Here is a 16605-nt window from a genome sequence, read left to right as displayed (position 1 = left end):
AGTATTCTCCCGGCGCAGGGGCGCTGGGGTCACCCTGGGTGCCCATGTTCAAGTTCTTTCTCGCTCTTCTGGTAGGTCTGGCCATCGGTTACGGCTACGGCTGGAAGGATGCGCAACAGCACGAAAAGAACGTCGCCGAACGCGTCATTGAGCGTATCGGCGGCGAGACGCGTGAGCGTATGGGGAACGACGTTGATACCCGGTACGGGACGGGCGACTCCAAGTGACCGTCGTCGCACGCTCTCTCGACGACCTCGATCGTCTGGCGTTCCGGCTGTCGCGCACGATTCGTACGCAGTACCCGCAACTGTTGGCGCAGGGGTTTACCCTCAGCGACCTTGAGGAGCGGCTGCTCCCCTTCCGTGATGTGCGCCGCGAGATGGCCAACGGTGGCGCCGATGCGTTTGAGTCGGCGTTGCTGCGCCTCATTGCCGGTGAGCGTGGCTACCTGTTGACCGATCCGGAGCTCCAGAACGCCTGCCGGCAGGCGCTGGCGTTTCCGTCGCCCACCATGGCTATGGTCCGGTCGTGGGCCACGAGCACACTGCAGCTCACCCAGGCTGGCAACCCCTCCGGCAGTGGCGCCTCCGTGACCATCCCCGCGCCGCGCCCCAGCGACGAACACGACCTCTTTCCGGCCCCGTCCGCCGCGGCCACGCCGTCGGCGCCAGTCAAGAGCACCAAGCCCTGCTGCCGCTTTTGCGACAACCGGCTCCCCGAAGGTCGCAAGGTGACCTTCTGCCCGCATTGCGGCATGGATCAGACCAAGCGGCAGTGTCCGGCCTGCAGCACCGAGCTCGAAGCGCACTGGAAGTTCTGCGTGACCTGCGGGCGGAGCGGGTAGGACCATTTAGACCGTTTGCGACGTCAGGTTCGGCTGTTTCCGTCTGCTACGGCAGTACCGCGGTGCTTACCGCGGGATGGGTGATGTCGGCACTTGGATTGGAACTGCATTGCGAGGACTGCTCCGTCTGGGCGGCGAGGGCGTCCAAACGAGGACTGGCCCCGGCATTCTTCAGGTGCCGTACCGCTCCGGCCATGCAGTGCATTTTTCTTGGTGATCTTGAGGAGGCGGGCGTTCGCCGTCGCCTGCGCCGTCGCAGTCCTCGTCGGACGCCCTGTCCGAATCCACGGGACAGTCCCCGTAAGGTCTTTGAGCGGTGCCTCCCCCGTCACTGGTGATGATGGCAAGACTCGCAGGGACTGCAAAACGAGGCCTGCTCCTTATCGCTGCGCTCTGCCGTCTTGAATCCGGAACCCCTCTCTGTGTGTATTGAGAGGATGCGATTCCGTTTGCTTCTTTGCCTGAGCGCCAGCCTGTTCCTCGGCTGCGCCTCCGCCGGGCCCGCCGCAACGGCTACCCCGGCGGCCGCTCCGATAGCCGACGCCGCCGACCCCACGCTCGGCACCGCTCAGCCGCCGCTCCGCTGGCCGGTGCGCACCGTGCCGCACGTAGACTTGTGGCTGCACGCGTTTGCCATGCTCAGTGACGACTCGGCCACGGTACCGCTGTACCGTCGCGGATATCGTGATTCCATCACGGTCCTCAAGAATCAGCGCAACCTGCTCACGGCGCTCGATGGCAATCGGGAGACGCTCATCAAGGGACTGCGCCGCAACGGCTATCTGAACGCGCAGTTTCTGCCGTTCGGGTACGCCAATTGGGAGGAGCTCCGGGCCAGCGCTGAACAGTTTCTGCAGCTGGCCGGTGACCCACGGCGGGCGCCCACCCGGGAAGCGGCCATACGCATGCAGCAGTTTGCCTCGGTGTTCACGACGGCGGCCGATCGGGAGTGGCTGCGGTTGTTTCTTTCCGGCGTGCAGGACGAAGCCACGCGCTTCTTTCTCCCGGAGCACCAGCGACTGCTGCGCGAGCGTGCAGCCACCATTACCGCAGTGGATAGCCTCTGGCAGCAGGTGTATCGCACCAAATTTGAGCGCTTCCTGAACAATACGTCGCAGCGGCAGGGCGACCTGGTGCTGTCGCTTCCTATTGGCGGTGAGGGGCGCACCGGGCCGGGGTATACCGGGCGCACCATGGTGGCGGTCACCTACCCGGCGCGCCCCGCCGATGCGGCGCAGGCGTTGCTGGTGCTGGCGCACGAAGTCACCGGCGCGTTGGCTGGTCCGGTCGTGAGCGACAACACGACGCCGGCCGAGCAGCGCACCGGCGTGGCCGATCGCTATGTCTCAGCGGCGCAGGTGCAGGCGGGCGCTGTTCTGCTGGCGCGTCTCGCGCCGGAGCTCGTGTCGGCGTATCACAGCTATTATCTCGCCCAGGCTGGCCAGCGCGTCACCGGGTCGGTGGCAGCCGCCTTTGACAAGACGTTTGCACTGCCGCCCATCATTCGCGATGCGCTGGTGCGGCAAATCGATATCGTCCTGAGTGGCATATGAACGTGGCCCACGAGCGTACCCAATGAGTGAACTTCCCCGCACGTCCCTTGAGCGGGTCCTGGCGCGCGCGTCGGAGTTGCAGAGCAGCTCCACCACCGAGCCGGGCGACACCATCAGCGAAGCGCGGCTGGTGGAGATTGCCAAGGAGGTTGGGCTCGATGTGAATCATGTGCGTCAGGCCATCGCCGAGGAGCGCGCCCAGGTGTCGCTGGCGCCCGAGAGCAGCGGGGCGATTTTGTCCTCGCTCGGACCATCCGTTGTGAGTGCGCAGCGCACGGTAACCGGTACGCCGGAGCAGTTGCTGCGGAACCTCGAGGCATTTCTGCCGCGCGGCGAATTCATGGTGGCGGTCCGCCGCACGAGTGATCGCATGGTATGGGAACCGCGGCGTGATCCGTTGGGAAACTTCTTTCGGTCGCTGGGCTCCGGCGGCCGGCGCTTTGATCTGGTGCGACTCGATCAGCTGGTGATCAGTGCCACCAAGGTGGACGACACGCGCTCGGTGTTGCGCTTTGATGCCGTGGTGGATGGTGCCCGTCGCTCGGTGCGCAACGCCACCATTGGCACCGCGGCCGGCATGCTGCTCATCATGTTCATCGCCGCGCTGCCGTTGGTATTTCTATCGCTGGTGGTGCCGCAGGTGGCCGCGGTGGTGCTGGCGCTGCTGGGTACGATCTCGGCGGGCGTCACGTGGTTTTCGTGGCGCATGCTCACCAAGCAGTTCCGGCTCATGGTGGGGCGTGTGCAACAGCGCGTGGAGTATCTGCTGGACGAAGCGCAGCAGGGGCGACTGGAGCAGTCGCCCAGTTTACTGGATCGCATGCTCAAGGGTGGGTCGGGGAGCCTGTAACCCGGGCGGGACGTTCAGCCCGCGAACGCCAACTCGAAGCTGCGGCGGCGTACGCGCGCGACCAGCCACCGTACCCCCGCGTTGCTCATGACCAGCATGCTGCCGGTCATGAGCAGGCTCTTCACTTCGCGGCGTGTGATTTTCACACTGCCGCCAGGGGTGAGCATGGCGTTGCTTTTGACCAGGTCGCGCAGTGTGGCGTAGGCCAGGAGCAGCGGCAGAATGCAGAAGAGGCGGATGCTCACGGCGCGCCGCGGAATGTCGAGCAGATACACCAGCGCTTCTTCGAGATCATGCCAGGCCAGCTTGATGAGCTGCGAGAGCGCTTCGCGGTTTCTGGCGATGAGCTCGGGGGCCAGAATGCTGCTCTGTGAGCTGCCGTGCGCGCGCAGGAGCTCTTCGGGCACGTACACCGAGTTCTCCTTCTCCGCATCGATGGCCACATCCTTGAGGATGTTCACCGTTTGCAACGCTTCGGCAAAGGCACGGCACCGCTCGCGCAAAATTTCGTAGCGCTTGGAGCCAATACTGGGCGAATGCTCGTGCCACAGATCGGTGAGCATGTACCCCACAGTGCCGGCGACGTAGTAGCAGTACTCCTTGTACTCGTCGATGGTCTGAATGCGGATGCCATTGGGGTACAGCAGCACGAACTTGCGCATCCCCACCGCCATCTCGGCCACCCACTTTCTCACCAGCGCCTGCGTATTGGGCGGCAGCTGCTGAAAGTGCGCAAAGACCAGCGGCGTGTTTTGCGTGAGGGTGAGATGCGCCTCGTCGCCCGTGAGCAATTGCACGCCCTCGTTGAAGCGGGCCAGCGCGGTGGGATCGTCGAACGCGGCGAGAAAATCGTCGAAGAGCGCCGCTTTCACCTGCGGATCAATGCCGGGGGCGTCTTCCACGGTATCGGCAATGCGGCAGAGCAGATACGCGTCGAGCACGGCCTGCCCCAAATCACCCGGCAGCACCTTGATGCCCAAGGCGAAGGTGCGCGAGACGGCGGGCAGGATCGCCTCGCAGAAGCGCGCCGCGTCGCGGCGGGACAGGGCGTCGTAAACGGGGGCAGGCAGGCTCATACCGGAGAAGATACGCGAGGAGGGCGATTGCGTCACCGAGTTCGGACTCACGGATGAGAATGCTTGTGATTGACGGAGTTGGACGGGCAATCGACCAGGGACCTTGCCGCGACTCGTGGGCGGCGAGAGGTTGCGCGAGTGACTGATTTCTCTGCCTTGCATGCGGCCGATCGGCCGACCGACTTTGGTGGCGTCTTCCGTACCGACCTGATGGCGCGGGCGTTGTACGCCGAAGGGGCGGGTATCGCGCGCTGTCTGCCGGCGGCGGTGGCGGTACCGGCGAGTACGGAGGATGTGGCGGCGTTGGCGCGGTGGGCCAAGCGCACGGGGGCGGCGCTCATTCCGCGCGGCTCCGGGAGCGGGATGGCGGCGGGCGCGGTGGGTCCGGGTGTCGTGGTAGATCTGTCGCGACTCAACGGCCTGGGACCGGTGCAGCTCGAGGCTCGGCGGGTGGTGGCCGGTACGGGGGTGTTGCGTGGCGCGCTGGATGCGGCGGCGCGCGCCGTGGGGCTCCGCTTTCCGGTGGACCCTTCCAGCGGGGCGTTCTGCACGCTGGGCGGCATGGTGGGGGCCAATGCGGCGGGGGCGCGCACGCTGCGCTTTGGAGCCACCCGCCCGTGGGTGCTGGGGGTGCGCTGTGTATTTGACGACGGCACCGACGCGTGGATTCACCGCGAGCGGCCGCTCCCAACCGCGCTGCCAGCGGTGCGTCGGCTGGTGCAGGCGATGGAGGAGATTGGGCGCGGGGTGCCGCTGGCGCAGCTTCGGCACGCGGGGGTGCGCAAGGAATCGTCGGGGTACGGGTTGGCGGCGGCGCTGTCGCCCGGCGGGCATCTGGTGGATGTGCTGGTGGGGAGCGAAGGGACGCTGGCCCTGTTCACCGAGGTGGAGGTGGCGCTGCTCCCGGTGGCCGGCGCCACGGCCACGGTGCTGGCCACTTTCGGGTCGCTGGAAGCCGCGACCGTGTGCGCCGGGCTGGCCGCCGACGCGGGCGCGACGGCGTGCGAGTTGCTGGACCGGACGTTTCTGGATGTCGCGTCGCGGGGCGGCCCCACAGGAGTGCCGGCCAGCGCGGAGGCGGTGCTGATTGCCGAAGTGGAAGGGGATACCGTTTCCACGTGCGGCGGGAGTTTGCAGCAATTGGCTGGATTATGGCGTCAACATGGCGCTATAGAGATACATCAGGCAGCAGATCCTGCCGAAGAGCATCGCCTCTGGGCACTGCGCCACGCGGCCAGCCCCATTCTGTCGCAGCTGGCGCCGCGGCTGCGGAGCATGCAGTTCATTGAAGACGGCTGCGTCCCTCCCGAGCAGTTCCCGGCTTACGTGCGGGGCGTGCGCGCCACGCTCGACCGGTTTGGCACCCTGGGGGTGATTTTCGGACACGCCGGTGATGCCCATGCCCATGTGAACCCGCTGGTGGACACGACGGCTCCCGGCTGGCGCGACCGGGTGCAGGGCATTCTGGACAGCGTCTGCGAGCTCACGGCCTCGCTGGGCGGCACGCTGGCCGGCGAGCATGGCGATGGCCGCCTGCGGGCGCCGCTCCTGGGGCGCGTGTGGGGACTGGAGGCGCTGGGCGCCTTTGCGCACATCAAGGACGCCGCCGACCCGAGCGGCGTTCTCAACCCCGGCTGCAAAGTGGCGCGACCGGGAGACGTGCCCTTTGACGTCCTTCGGCATGACCCGGAGGCGCCGGCACTACCGGCCGAGGCGGCGGCACTGCTGGCTCAGATCGAAAAGACGCGAGACTGGGGACGATACAGACTGCAGACGTGAAACGGCGTGTAAAGGCGTCATGGGTTATGGGTTATCAGGTCACCGAGTAACTGCGGGTACCGCGGTTTGGCGTGTTTTCACCGCCGTCACTCGGTGACCCGATGACTCATGACCCATAACGCTTGTACGCGTTTCTAGTCTTGGCCCGTTCTGACTGTGGCCAGCAGGTCAATGAACCGCGCCAGCTGTTCGTCGTCGAGCACGGCCATTGAGGTCACGTCGGCGCTGTCCATGACGGGGTCCAGTTGGGCCAGGAGCTGCTCGCCTGCTGGGGTGATACGACAGAGCACCTGACGGCGGTCGGGGCGGCTCCGGTCGCGGCTCACCAGGGCGGCCTGTTCGAGCTTGTCGAGCAGCCGGGTGACCGTGGAGCCCTCGTCGATCATGCGGTCGCGAATCGCCAGGGTGGGCAAGCCATCGGGGCCGGCGCCTCGCAGAATGCGCAGCACGTTGTACTGGGCGAGACTGATACCGTGGGGCTCAACCAGTCGTGCATACCGACGGGAGATGACCGAGGCGGTGCGCATGAGGGCAATCGTGGCCTCCTGCGCCCGGGAGCGGAACGGGCGGGTCTGTTGGATCTCCTGCAGGACTGAGCGGGAGCTTGGACGGTCGGACATGGGGTGCAACGGAGGGAAAATGCGGACTGGGACCGACAGCGGCCCCAGCTCTGGTTAAACTATAGTCGCAGCGCGGTGCCGTGAGACACTGGCTGCCCCAATACCACCCCTCTTGCTCTCCCATTCGATGCCGCTCTCCGCTGCCGCCATTCTTCGTGAACCCAAGGTCACGGTGCTTGCCCGCCCCCAGTTTGCTGAGCCGGCCCACATGCCGGTGCAGTGGATGGGCGAGTCAACCGACGGCGAGCGACTGTCGGAGTTTGCCGGCCGCCTGTGCTACATGAGCCAGCGGAACCCGGCGGGTCGCTCGACGCGCGAGTACATCGAGAACATCAAGAAACAGGGACACGGCAGTGTGCTGGAGCACGCCAACTTTTCCTTGCTGCTGGAAGGGGTGAGCCGTTCGCTCACGCACGAGTTGGTCCGTCACCGCGCCGGCTTTGCGTACTCGCAGTTGTCCCAGCGCTACGTGGACGAAAGCGATGCGCAATTCGTGATGCCGCCCGCCATCATTGGCGACGCGCCGCTCGAAGAGGCGTGGACCAGTCAGGTGTCCTCGGCGCTCGACAGTTATATCGGGCTCGTGGATTCTCTCATGACGCGCTACGCCTGGGTGGATGACAAGGTGCACCGTCGCAAGATGGCGCGGGAAGCGGCGCGCGGCGTGCTGCCCAACAGCACCGAAACCAAGATCGTGGTGACCGGCAACGCACGCGCGTGGCGCACGCTGCTGGAGCTGCGCTCCAGCGAAGGGGCGGAAGTGGAGATCCGTCGCCTCGCGGTAATGGTGCTGCGGGTGTTGCAGCAGGAAGCTCCGGCGTTCTTCAGTGACTTTGAGATCTACATGGCCACCGACCGGCGCGAGGCGGCTAAACTCATGTACCACAAGGTCTAAGCGCTGGCTGCGGGGCTTAAAACGGGGGAGGCCACGGGAAACCGTGGCCTTTTCGCGTTTTGTCCCTTCCGGAATGTGGGGCACCCGCTCAAGGTCACGCCGCGTGCTGCCGATATCACAGGGAGAGCAGAGAGATCACAGAATCACCCGTTCTCCTTCCGGAGGTCGGGGCTCTGCCTTCACGCATTTGTACTCGCCCAACCCGGAATACCTCGTGCGACGACGCCGCGGTTTCTCTTTGCCCGAATTATTGGCCGTGATTGCCGTGCTCGCGGTGGTCGCGTCAATGGTGGTACCCTCGATCTCGGAACTCCGTGAGCGCAGTGGGCTGCGGGCGGCGCGGGAACAGTTCGTCTCGGCGTTGGCCGCGGCGCGGGCCGCGTCTGTCCAGAAAGGGAAGACCGCCAGTGTGACGCTGTCCAACAGCACCATCGTTGTGAGCGCCACGACGGGGCTGAGTGCGCAGTCGCTGCAGATCTACGGCCCCTTGCGTCTGGAGCGCACCACGGGCGCAATGTTGACGCCGCTGTCGGGCGCCCCCACGACCATTGTGTACGACGCCCGGGGACTCATTACCCCCACGACCACCTCGGTGGCCCGGTATCAGCTGCAGATTGGCACCCTGGCCGATACGGTGTGCCTCACCGGCGCGGGGACCGTGATGGCCAAGGGGTGTGTGCTGTGAGCACCGGTTCCCCACAGGCTCGCCGGGCCATCGCCCGACCACGGAACGGGACCTCGCTCGTGGAAGTGTTGATCGCCGCCGTCATGATGACGGTTGCCGTGTTGGGGCTGCTGGGGTCCTCCACCAGCATCTCGCAGCAGATGGGAGCCGGGCGTCGCCAGATGATGGCGGCCAGCATTGCCCAGCGACGTCTGGACTCCTTGCTGAGTGTCCCTTGCTCCGCGCTGTCTGCCACTCCCACTGGGAGCGGGGTCTCAAGCGGGATTCAGGAGTCGTGGACCGTGTCCGGCAGTGGGGCCACGCGACGGGTCACCCTTTCACTGGTCCTGCCGCGCCTCAAGACGCCGTACACCTACACGACGCTGGTCCCGTGTCAGTAGCGCGGAGGCCACCTCGCGCGCGCCATCGTGTGGGCTTCACGCTGGTGGAGTTGATCATCACGGTGACCCTGTTGGGTGTAATGGGGACCATGGTCGCGCAACTCATGATGCGGCAACAACGGTTTTTCCAGCGTATGTCGGATCAGGCACAGGTGCGCCGCGAACTACGCACCGCGCTCTCCACGATGCCGACGGAACTGCGTGGGGTCTCCTCGGTAGGCGGCGACATTTCGGCGTTTTCGGCCTCGTCGCTCACCTTCCGCAGTACCATCGGCACGTCCTTCGTCTGCGAAAAGACGTCATCGTCATCGATAGACGTCCCGCCAATCAATACGGCGCGGACCTCGACCTCCAATTGGGTCGTTACGCCAGCGGTAGGCGATACCGTCTTTGCGTTGCGTCACGACTCGTCGGGCGTATCGGGTGACTATTGGTCCGCGCATCGCATCACCGCTGTCTCAGCTGGTGCAGGGCTGTGCCTCACCTCGGTCTACACCGATGTCCTCCTTGATGCCGGCAAGTCGCGCTATCGCTTCACCGTGACGCCGACACTCCCCGATTCGGTGGTCACGGGATCGGCACTGCGGTTCACGCGGACGGCCCGCTATGAACTGGCTCAGCAGACATCGGGACGCTGGTACTTGCAACGCAAGGAAATTCAGGCGGGCCAGTGGACGCAGGGGGTTGTTGTGGGTGGCCCGTTTGTGGCACCAGCCCCCAGTGGTGCCAGCGGTTTCGCGTTGAGCTACTTCGACAGTACCGGCACCACGGTGGCAGTGGGCGGCAACAGCCGCGGCATCGCCCGCATCGATCTCGCGTTGCGCGCTCAAGGGCAAGGCGGGTCGGACCCGTCGGCGACAATCGTCACCGATTCCGTGAAGCTGAGCGTTGCCATGAGGAACCGGCGATGATGTCGCCGAGCGTCCGCCGTCGCGGCAGTCGACCGCGGCGCGGGACCGCCCTGCTGCTGGTGTTGGTCGCCATGGTGGTGCTGGCTGTGCTCTCATCGGCCGCCATGATGACCGCCTTTCAGGAAGCGCGTTCTTCGCGCGCTGCGCAGATTCAGCAGCGGGCGCTGTCGGTGGCCGAGTACGGGCTCAACCTGCAGCTCACCAACTGGACACCGGCGCGCAGTGCCATGGCCAACGGGGCGATCGACTCCACCATCGTGGGAGTGGCGAGCGGGGACAGCGCGACCGTGCGCATTCAGCGGCTCACCTCGCGCACCTTCAATGTGATTTCAGTTGGTCGTGCCGGGATCGACAATGGGCTGCTGGAGGCGCAGCGCCAGGTGAGCCTGCTCGTTCAAGTAAGCGCACCGTCGGTCAAGCCCGGCGGGCTGCTCACGTCGTATGGCGCGGTGGACATCCAAGGTTCTCCGAGCGTCACCGGGAAAAACACGACACCGCCAGGGTGGACCAGTTGCGCCGGTACCGGAGGAGATACGGTGGCGGTGTCATACCGGCCGGGCGCGAGCATCAAGGTGCAGAAACCCAGTTCGCAGGCGGTGGGGGGGACGAAGGCCGATCCCCGCGCAGGGGACACCAGCACCTACAACACGTTCGGGACCGAGACTTGGAACTCACTGGTGGCACGGGCCAACGTGCTGGTCTCCGGAAATCCTTCACCAACACCGAGCGGCAACAGCACGGAATGTTTCAGCTACAGCAGCAATTGGGGTGAGCCCACCCGCGGAACGGGGAGTGTTGCCGGGTGTTACGGCTATTTCCCCATCATTTATGCCGCAGGGAACCTGCAGTTATCAAACGGCCGCGGGCAAGGCGTCTTGCTGGTGAACGGCAGTCTCAAGATCACGGGCAACTTTGCCTTTGTTGGGCTCATTGTCGTTCGGGATGAACTTGACATCGCGGGCAACATGTCATTGCATGGCGCGGCGATGTCGCGGAATGCCAACGGGACGGGCACCCGCTTCCGCGGGAATGCCACCATGGCGTATTCGCGCTGTGCCGTTGATCAGGCATTCTCCTCACTGGCCACGCCCGTCCGCACCAAGCAACGGGCGTGGTCCACCGTGTACTGACCGTACCGCCTCCGCGTCTACACGTCGGCGTCTTCCATTTCCCGCGCGTGCTCGGCGATGACCTTGAGCGCCGCATCGTGTGGCACCTGATCGTATCCGTTGAAACGACGGGACAGCATGCCAAAGCCGTGGGTGAGCGAGAAGAGTTGCGTGGCATACAGATGCAACTCCGACTGCGGCACCACCGCGCGTACGATGGCCTCCTTGCCGTTGCTGTCGGTGCCCAGAATGCTGCCGCGACGTCCGGAGAGATCGCCCAGCACGTCTCCCAGGTACCGATCGGGCACGGTGATTTCGAGTAGATCGAGCGGTTCAAGAATGACCGGTCGGCACTTGCTGGCCACGTTCCTGAACGCCAGAATGCCGGCCATCTTGAAGGACATTTCGTTCGAATCCACCGAGTGGGTGGAGCCGTCGTACACCTCCGCGCGGAAATCCACGAGGGGGAACCCGGCCAGCACCCCGCGGGCAGCGGCCTCCTGCACCCCACGATCCACGGCCGGGATGTATTTGGATGGAATCACTCCGCCCACGATCTTGTCGTCGAACAGATAACCTTCGCCGCGCGGCATGGGGGCGAGGCGAATCCAGCAATCGCCGAACTGCCCACGCCCGCCGCTCTGTTTCTTGTGGCGCCCCTGCCCTTCGGCTTTGGCGGTGATGGTTTCGCGGTACGCAATGCGCGGCTTCGCGAGGTCAGCACTCACCCCGAACTTGCGCTTGAGGACCGCCATGGCCACGTCGAGGTGACGTTCTCCCATCCCGCCCACGATGGTTTCGTGTGTTTCCGGGTTGTAGTGCACACCGAAGGTGGGATCTTCATCGTGCAGCCGGTGCAACCCCTGCTGCAGCTTGTCCTCTTCGCCGCGGATCGTTGCCCGGACCGCGAAGTGGACCACCGGTTCGGGATACGAAATGGCCGGCAACCGGATCGGGTGTTCGCGAGTGGAGAGCGTATCGTTGGTGTGCGTGTTGCGGAGTTTGGCCACGCAGCCAATGTCGCCAGCGTGCAGCGTGGCAATTTCCACGCGTTCCTTGCCCAGCGGTACCGAAAGGTGCCCCAGCTTTTCAGCGCCGTCACGGCTGGCGTTGAAGACATCCTGTCCGGTGGTGACTTTCCCCGACAGCACGCGGAAGTACGTCACGTCGCCCACATGGGGTTCGGCCAACGTCTTGAACACCAGGGCCGCGAACGGGCCGTCGTCTTTCGCGTGCAACTGCACAGGATTGTGCCCTTCCGCGCCCGTCAGCGCATGGATCTCCTCCATCTCCCACGCGTTGGGCATGAGCTGCACCAGCTCCGTGAGCAGCGCCCGCACCCCGATCATGTTCTCGCTGGACACGCAGAACAGCGGAAAGAGATCCAGACGGGCCATGGCGTCCTTCATGCCATGAATGGCATCGTCGCGGGAGATCTCTTGCCCGTTGAGGTAGCGCTCGAGCAGGGTGTCATTGGTGGCGCTGATGGCTTCAATGAGCTCCTGCCGGTAGATCTCGAATTGCCCCTGACACTCGGCAGGGATGTCGGCCTCGACGAACTCCCCCTTGGTGCCGGTGGTGTACATGTAGGCGCGCTGCGTGAACAGATTGATGACACCACGGAAGCTGGCACCTTCACCGCACGGGATCTCCACCGGAATCACCTTGCTGGTCAGCCGCTCCTTGATCTGCCGGTAAATGCGATCGAAGTCGGCGTGTTCCTTGTCCATCATACTGACCGCAAAGAGCACCGGATCCTGCTTGGCCATGGCGGCGCGGAACATGCGCTCGGTGCCCACTTCCACACCGCTGGCCGCGCCAATTACACAGAGCGCGCCATCTGCGGCGGCGAGTCCCGCGACCGCATCGCCCTGAAAGTCGAGCGAGCCCGGGGTGTCAATGAAATTGATTTTGCTGTCCTGCCATTCTGCATAGGCACACCCGAGGCTGATGCTGTAGCCGCGGTCGATCTCTTCGGGGAGATGATCGGTGAGGGCGGTACCGTCTTTGATGTTGCCGTGGCGCTTGCTGGAGCCGGCAGCAAAACAGAGTGCATCCACGAGACTGGTCTTGCCGCTACTGCCGTGGCCAACCACGGCGATGTTTCTGATGCCGGCGCTGTCGTAGTCGCGCATCGTCCCTCCTGACGGCCGGTGGCGGGGGACGCCACTCGGCGTGGTGAGCGAACCGCACGAACAGGGAGACGGTCCGCAAGTGATCCCGACGGTCGCGGCGATTCGCAGGGAATGCCGTGGGCCGGTCCGGGGTGGTGAACTGACCACTTGGACGGTGCGCCCCGGACCGGAGGGGAGCAAGCATGCTGGGCCGGACGAACGGTCGGGGGAAGCCTGACTGGATTTGGCGGAGAGATGAGCAGTGAGATTTGAAATTCAGGATTTGAGCTTCAAGAACTGAGAACTGAAGACTCCAACTGAGAACTGCGAACTCCAACTGAGAACTTATAACTCCTGCTCGCCGCCTGGCGCTTGCGTCGTGAGGGGAGTTTTCAGTTGTGAGTTGGAGTTTTCCGTTGGCAGTGGGAGTTTTCAGTCTTCAGTTCTATCTGACCGCAAATACAAAGCGGGCGCATCACCGGAGTGATTCGCCCGCTTTTTCCTGCGAAAGTTCAGACAAGACAAGGCCGATCAGTCTGCCTCCGTTTCATCGTACGAGTACGCATCCGCCTGTCGGAGCGAGTCGAGCCAATTCTCGGTGCCGGCCTCATCGTCCAGCGCGCCGCCGCCACTGACACCACTTGCGAGCGAGAAGGTCAACGCCCGTTCGGTTCCTTCCGGCCAGTCGGACATGGCGAGTCCTGCGGCCACGCGCCGAATGGTGGTCCCACAGGCTCCGAGCAGTTCAGAGGCCCGTGCTTCAAGCGTCAGCAACGGGATGTCGAGATCCTGTGTGACGAGGCGACCAGTGGCACCATCGCGCCACGCTGAATCACCCACTGCCCCGCGGTCCGGCCAGACACCAAGGTGACGCACAACCCCTGACGCCGAGGCTTCCATGCGCTCACTCTCGAACGTGGCAGCCAGTGCCAGTGCGAGTGACTGGGCATCGGCCTGTCCGTACAGCGTTACCACTTCACGCCGCGAGCGAGTTCCGAACGGAAGCACGGGAATGGAGTTCACGTGCGCAAGTACCGGCGAATCGCTCGGACGCTCCTCGAGTCGTACGAGGACGTCCATGTCTACCTCCTGAAAAAATGTCCTGCAAGGACCGGTGGGGCTCCGCCTCGTCACGTGCGCCGTCCACGTGAGAAGGACGTTCCACCTGCTATTGAGCAACGACTCCTGAGCATAACTGGTGCCAACGGCCTTCCGGAGTGCTCCGGGTGTTGCGACCGAGTCACAATTGGAACGGACCGGATAGTCGTCAGGGCTCCTGCTGGGCGGCCTCCAACCAGACGCCTCCCAGCAACGCCAACGCCAACGCCGCCCCTATAGGAACCCCACTGGGTATGTCCGACGTCACTGCATAGCCAATGCGGAGGGCAGGCGGGAGAAACAGTGCGGCGAGCACGACATATCCCACGGCCGCAACGCCGGCGGCCACGAAGCGAAGGGCTCCGCGGAGCGGCAGCAGAAGCAGGGAAAGCAGAAATCCCCAGAGGGAGGCGATCAGCAGATGATGCAGGTACCCGAGCGCCACCGAGGTGAGCGGGGCCGCGGCCGAGACCACCCCGAATCGCTCAAGGAGTCCACGCCCGGCCAGCCGGAACACCCGCCCCGCCTCCCCCTCACGCCATCCCAACCCCAGCAACGTCCCACCGGTGGCGATCGCGGCAAGGGTACCAGTGGCAAAGGCGGCATCGAGCAATCGCTCGAATCGTCCCGACGGGGCAGAAGAATGCATGCGGTAAGATATACGCTGAAGGCACAGGGTTCGGATGACTTCACAGGGGTCATCGATCACCGCCGCTTAACGGGATCGTCCCCACAGCGTCCAAACGGGGGACTTCACTGGAGTGTTCGCATGCCGTTGTGCTTCGCCAAATCGCGCCAGACCGTACAGAATGCCGTTGGTCGCCGTTCGTCCCTTCTCGTGACGCGTGGTTGGCACCGTCTCGTGTGGCCGGTGTGCAGTGCCGCGTGGCTCCTGAGTGGCTGCGCCTCACCCGCCGGGGGCACCAGTGCGACCGGTCAGGTGCTCGAAGGGGCCGCACCGGAACGGCTGTCAGCCGAGGCGCGTCTGCCCCGCGAACAGACGGCGGATCAACAGGTCCAGCACGTGCTGCACCGCCTCGCGTTCGGGCCGCGCCCGGGGGATGTGGAGGCGGTGCGCCGGTTTGGGGTAGATGCGTGGATTGAGCAGCAACTGCATCCGGAGCGTTTGCCGGACAGCGTCACGACGGCGCTGATGGGCCGCTATCAGACGGTGTCCATGACGGCGGAACAGTTGTTGGCAGAATACCCACCCGCCAACGTCGCGCTCGCCGCACTGGCGCGTCGCGGCAACGGGGTTGTCTCAGCCGAAGACTCGGCGCGGCTGCGCCAGCAGGCGCGCCGATCGACGCAGTTTCTGGGCGAGCTCGCCTCCAGTCGGGTGGCGCGTGCTGTGGTCAGCGAGCGCCAGCTGGAAGAGGTGTTGGTGGATTTCTGGGAGAATCACTTCAACGTGTTCGCCGGAAAGGATCGGACCCGCTATTTCCTGACGGACTATGACCGCACCATACGGCAGCATGCCCTGGGCAATTTCCGGGCGCTGCTGGGGGCGGTGGCCAAGAGCCCGGCCATGCTCTACTACCTCGATAATTGGCAGAGTGTGGCCGACAGCGGACGTCCCACCTTGCAGCCGGTGCGGGCCAACGCCCGAGCTGGTAGCCGGGCCGCACAACGTCGCGCCGACGTGGCGCGGCAGCGGGTCATGGATCGTATGGCGCAGAATCCGGCTCTACAGCAACTGGCGCAGCGCCGCCGCGGCTTGAACGAGAATTACGCCCGTGAACTCATGGAGCTGCACACGCTGGGCGTGGACGGCGGCTACACGCAGCAGGATGTGATTGCCGTGGCGCAGGCGCTGACCGGCTGGACACTGGAGCGTGGTGCGCAGGGTGGCGGGTTTGTCTTTCGTGGTCAGGTGCACGACGCTGGGGCCAAGACCATTCTGGGGAAGAGTTTCCCGGCGGGGCGTGGGGTGGAAGAAGGCGAGGCCGTGCTCGACCTGCTCGCATCGCGCCCGCAGACGGCCACGTTCATTGCCTCAAAGCTGGCGCGACGGCTGGTGAGCGATACCCCACCGCCGGCGTTGGTGGCGCGCGCGGCCGCGACGTTCCGTCGCACCGACGGGGATATTCGCGAAACGGTGCGCACCATCGTTACGAGCCCGGAGTTCTTCAGCACAGCGGCCTATCGCGCCAAGGTGAAAAGCCCGTTTGAGCTGGTGGCCAGTACGTTGCGCGCCTTACAGGCCCCTGCCGACGGGACGCCGCGCACCGCGCAGGTGGTGAGCCGGCTTGGGCAACCCATTTTTGGCCACCAGGCACCCAACGGCTATCCCGAAGTGGGGAGCGCCTGGATGAACACCGGCGCCATTCTCAACCGCATCAACTTCGGGCTTACGGTAGCCAGTGGGCGGATGGCCGGTGTGCGACTGGCGCAGTGGCCGTCGTATCGCACGCTGGCGTCACTCAATCGCGAGGCGCAGGTCGAAGGCGTGATTCGTGATCTGTTGGGTGGCGCCGTCTCCAGCGATACACGCCAGGTGCTGATGACCGGCACCAATCCGTTTCTTGCGGCCCGCGGTGCTGGCACTGACACGTTGCTCACCGACCCGGACGATGACGAGCCGAGAATGACACCGGCGGCCCGTCGAGCCACGGTGGCCCCCACCGGGCTGGCGCTCATTGTGGGGCTTGCCCTGGGCGCTCCCGAATTTCAGCGTCGCTGACCACCGCT

General features: G+C 65.0%; 16 protein-coding genes. 11 read left to right on the top strand and 5 right to left on the bottom strand.

The window, feature by feature from the left end; all coding sequences use genetic code 11:
- Nucleotides 1-44: 44 nt before the first annotated feature.
- The 4 genes from GEMMAAP_RS03125 (at nt 45) to GEMMAAP_RS03110 (ending at nt 3247) form a co-directional block, all read left to right on the top strand.
- Nucleotides 45-227 (top strand): hypothetical protein, encoded by a 183-nt coding sequence (locus GEMMAAP_RS03125; protein ID WP_145978970.1) that lies wholly within the window; start codon nt 45-47, stop codon nt 225-227.
- A complete protein-coding gene (locus GEMMAAP_RS03120) occupies nt 224-844 on the top strand; it encodes a zinc ribbon domain-containing protein (protein ID WP_026849382.1) in 621 nt (206 codons plus the stop codon). Before GEMMAAP_RS03125 ends, GEMMAAP_RS03120 begins: the two co-directional genes overlap by 4 nt.
- Nucleotides 845-1281: 437 nt before the next feature.
- Nucleotides 1282-2397 carry a hypothetical protein gene (locus GEMMAAP_RS03115; protein WP_026849381.1) on the top strand — a complete coding sequence of 372 codons (1116 nt, stop codon included), beginning with the start codon at nt 1282-1284 and terminating at the stop codon, nt 2395-2397.
- A gap of 22 nt (nt 2398-2419) precedes the next feature.
- Nucleotides 2420-3247: a hypothetical protein gene (locus GEMMAAP_RS03110; protein ID WP_026849380.1), complete on the top strand. Its 828-nt coding sequence runs from the start codon at nt 2420-2422 to the stop codon at nt 3245-3247.
- 14 nt (nt 3248-3261) lie between these two features.
- Here GEMMAAP_RS03110 and GEMMAAP_RS03105 read toward each other — a convergent pair whose 3' ends face one another.
- Entirely contained in the window at nt 3262-4323 is a 1062-nt protein-coding gene (locus GEMMAAP_RS03105) for a phytoene/squalene synthase family protein (RefSeq protein WP_026849379.1), read from the bottom strand.
- A gap of 138 nt (nt 4324-4461) precedes the next feature.
- On the opposite strand from GEMMAAP_RS03105, the gene GEMMAAP_RS03100 reads away from it, so the two are divergent.
- Nucleotides 4462-6102, top strand: coding sequence for an FAD-binding oxidoreductase (locus GEMMAAP_RS03100; protein WP_145978969.1), 1641 nt, complete (start codon nt 4462-4464; stop codon nt 6100-6102).
- Nucleotides 6103-6236: 134 nt separating this feature from the next.
- Here GEMMAAP_RS03100 and GEMMAAP_RS03095 read toward each other — a convergent pair whose 3' ends face one another.
- Entirely contained in the window at nt 6237-6722 is a 486-nt protein-coding gene (locus GEMMAAP_RS03095) for a MarR family winged helix-turn-helix transcriptional regulator (protein ID WP_043580204.1), read from the bottom strand.
- A gap of 127 nt (nt 6723-6849) precedes the next feature.
- On the opposite strand from GEMMAAP_RS03095, the gene thyX reads away from it, so the two are divergent.
- From thyX to GEMMAAP_RS03070, 5 genes are all read left to right on the top strand, one after another.
- Nucleotides 6850-7617: an FAD-dependent thymidylate synthase gene (gene thyX, locus GEMMAAP_RS03090; protein ID WP_053334002.1), complete on the top strand. Its 768-nt coding sequence runs from the start codon at nt 6850-6852 to the stop codon at nt 7615-7617.
- A 73-nt stretch (nt 7618-7690) separates the two neighbouring features.
- Nucleotides 7691-8302: a prepilin-type N-terminal cleavage/methylation domain-containing protein gene (locus tag GEMMAAP_RS03085; RefSeq protein ID WP_082821013.1), complete on the top strand. Its 612-nt coding sequence runs from the start codon at nt 7691-7693 to the stop codon at nt 8300-8302.
- Nucleotides 8299-8682 (top strand): type IV pilus modification PilV family protein, encoded by a 384-nt coding sequence (locus GEMMAAP_RS03080; protein ID WP_145978968.1) that lies wholly within the window; start codon nt 8299-8301, stop codon nt 8680-8682. Before GEMMAAP_RS03085 ends, GEMMAAP_RS03080 begins: the two co-directional genes overlap by 4 nt.
- Nucleotides 8683-8711: 29 nt before the next feature.
- Nucleotides 8712-9593 carry a PulJ/GspJ family protein gene (locus GEMMAAP_RS03075; protein ID WP_026849375.1) on the top strand — a complete coding sequence of 294 codons (882 nt, stop codon included), beginning with the start codon at nt 8712-8714 and terminating at the stop codon, nt 9591-9593.
- Nucleotides 9590-10723, top strand: a complete 1134-nt coding sequence (locus GEMMAAP_RS03070; protein ID WP_026849374.1) for a hypothetical protein — start codon at nt 9590-9592, stop codon at nt 10721-10723. The genes GEMMAAP_RS03075 and GEMMAAP_RS03070 overlap by 4 nt, the downstream gene beginning before the upstream one ends.
- 17 nt (nt 10724-10740) lie before the next feature.
- Here the strand turns inward: GEMMAAP_RS03070 and GEMMAAP_RS03065 are convergent, their stop codons facing one another.
- The 3 genes from GEMMAAP_RS03065 to GEMMAAP_RS20470 all read right to left on the bottom strand — a co-directional run bounded on the left by GEMMAAP_RS03065 (nt 10741) and on the right by GEMMAAP_RS20470 (nt 14563).
- Nucleotides 10741-12837 (bottom strand): elongation factor G, encoded by a 2097-nt coding sequence (locus tag GEMMAAP_RS03065; RefSeq protein WP_026849373.1) that lies wholly within the window; start codon nt 12835-12837, stop codon nt 10741-10743.
- A 510-nt stretch (nt 12838-13347) separates the two neighbouring features.
- On the bottom strand, nt 13348-13896 hold the full coding sequence (locus tag GEMMAAP_RS03060) for a hypothetical protein (protein ID WP_026849372.1): 549 nt from the start codon (nt 13894-13896) through the stop codon (nt 13348-13350).
- Between the two features lie 187 nt (nt 13897-14083).
- A complete protein-coding gene (locus tag GEMMAAP_RS20470) occupies nt 14084-14563 on the bottom strand; it encodes a hypothetical protein (RefSeq protein ID WP_158514706.1) in 480 nt (159 codons plus the stop codon).
- Nucleotides 14564-14683: 120 nt separating this feature from the next.
- Here GEMMAAP_RS20470 and GEMMAAP_RS03050 point away from each other — a divergent pair, with 120 nt between their 5' ends.
- The gene (locus GEMMAAP_RS03050) at nt 14684-16597 is read left to right on the top strand and encodes a DUF1800 domain-containing protein (RefSeq protein ID WP_053334001.1); all 1914 of its coding nucleotides are present in this window, start codon (nt 14684-14686) and stop codon (nt 16595-16597) included.
- The last annotated feature ends 8 nt before the right edge of the window (nt 16598-16605 follow it).

This window comes from Gemmatimonas phototrophica (assembly GCF_000695095.2).
GTDB classification, from domain to species: Bacteria; Gemmatimonadota; Gemmatimonadetes; order Gemmatimonadales; family Gemmatimonadaceae; genus Gemmatimonas; species Gemmatimonas phototrophica.
Note: the sequence above shows the minus strand (reverse complement) of the source record. Positions and strands in the feature narration are given on the sequence as shown.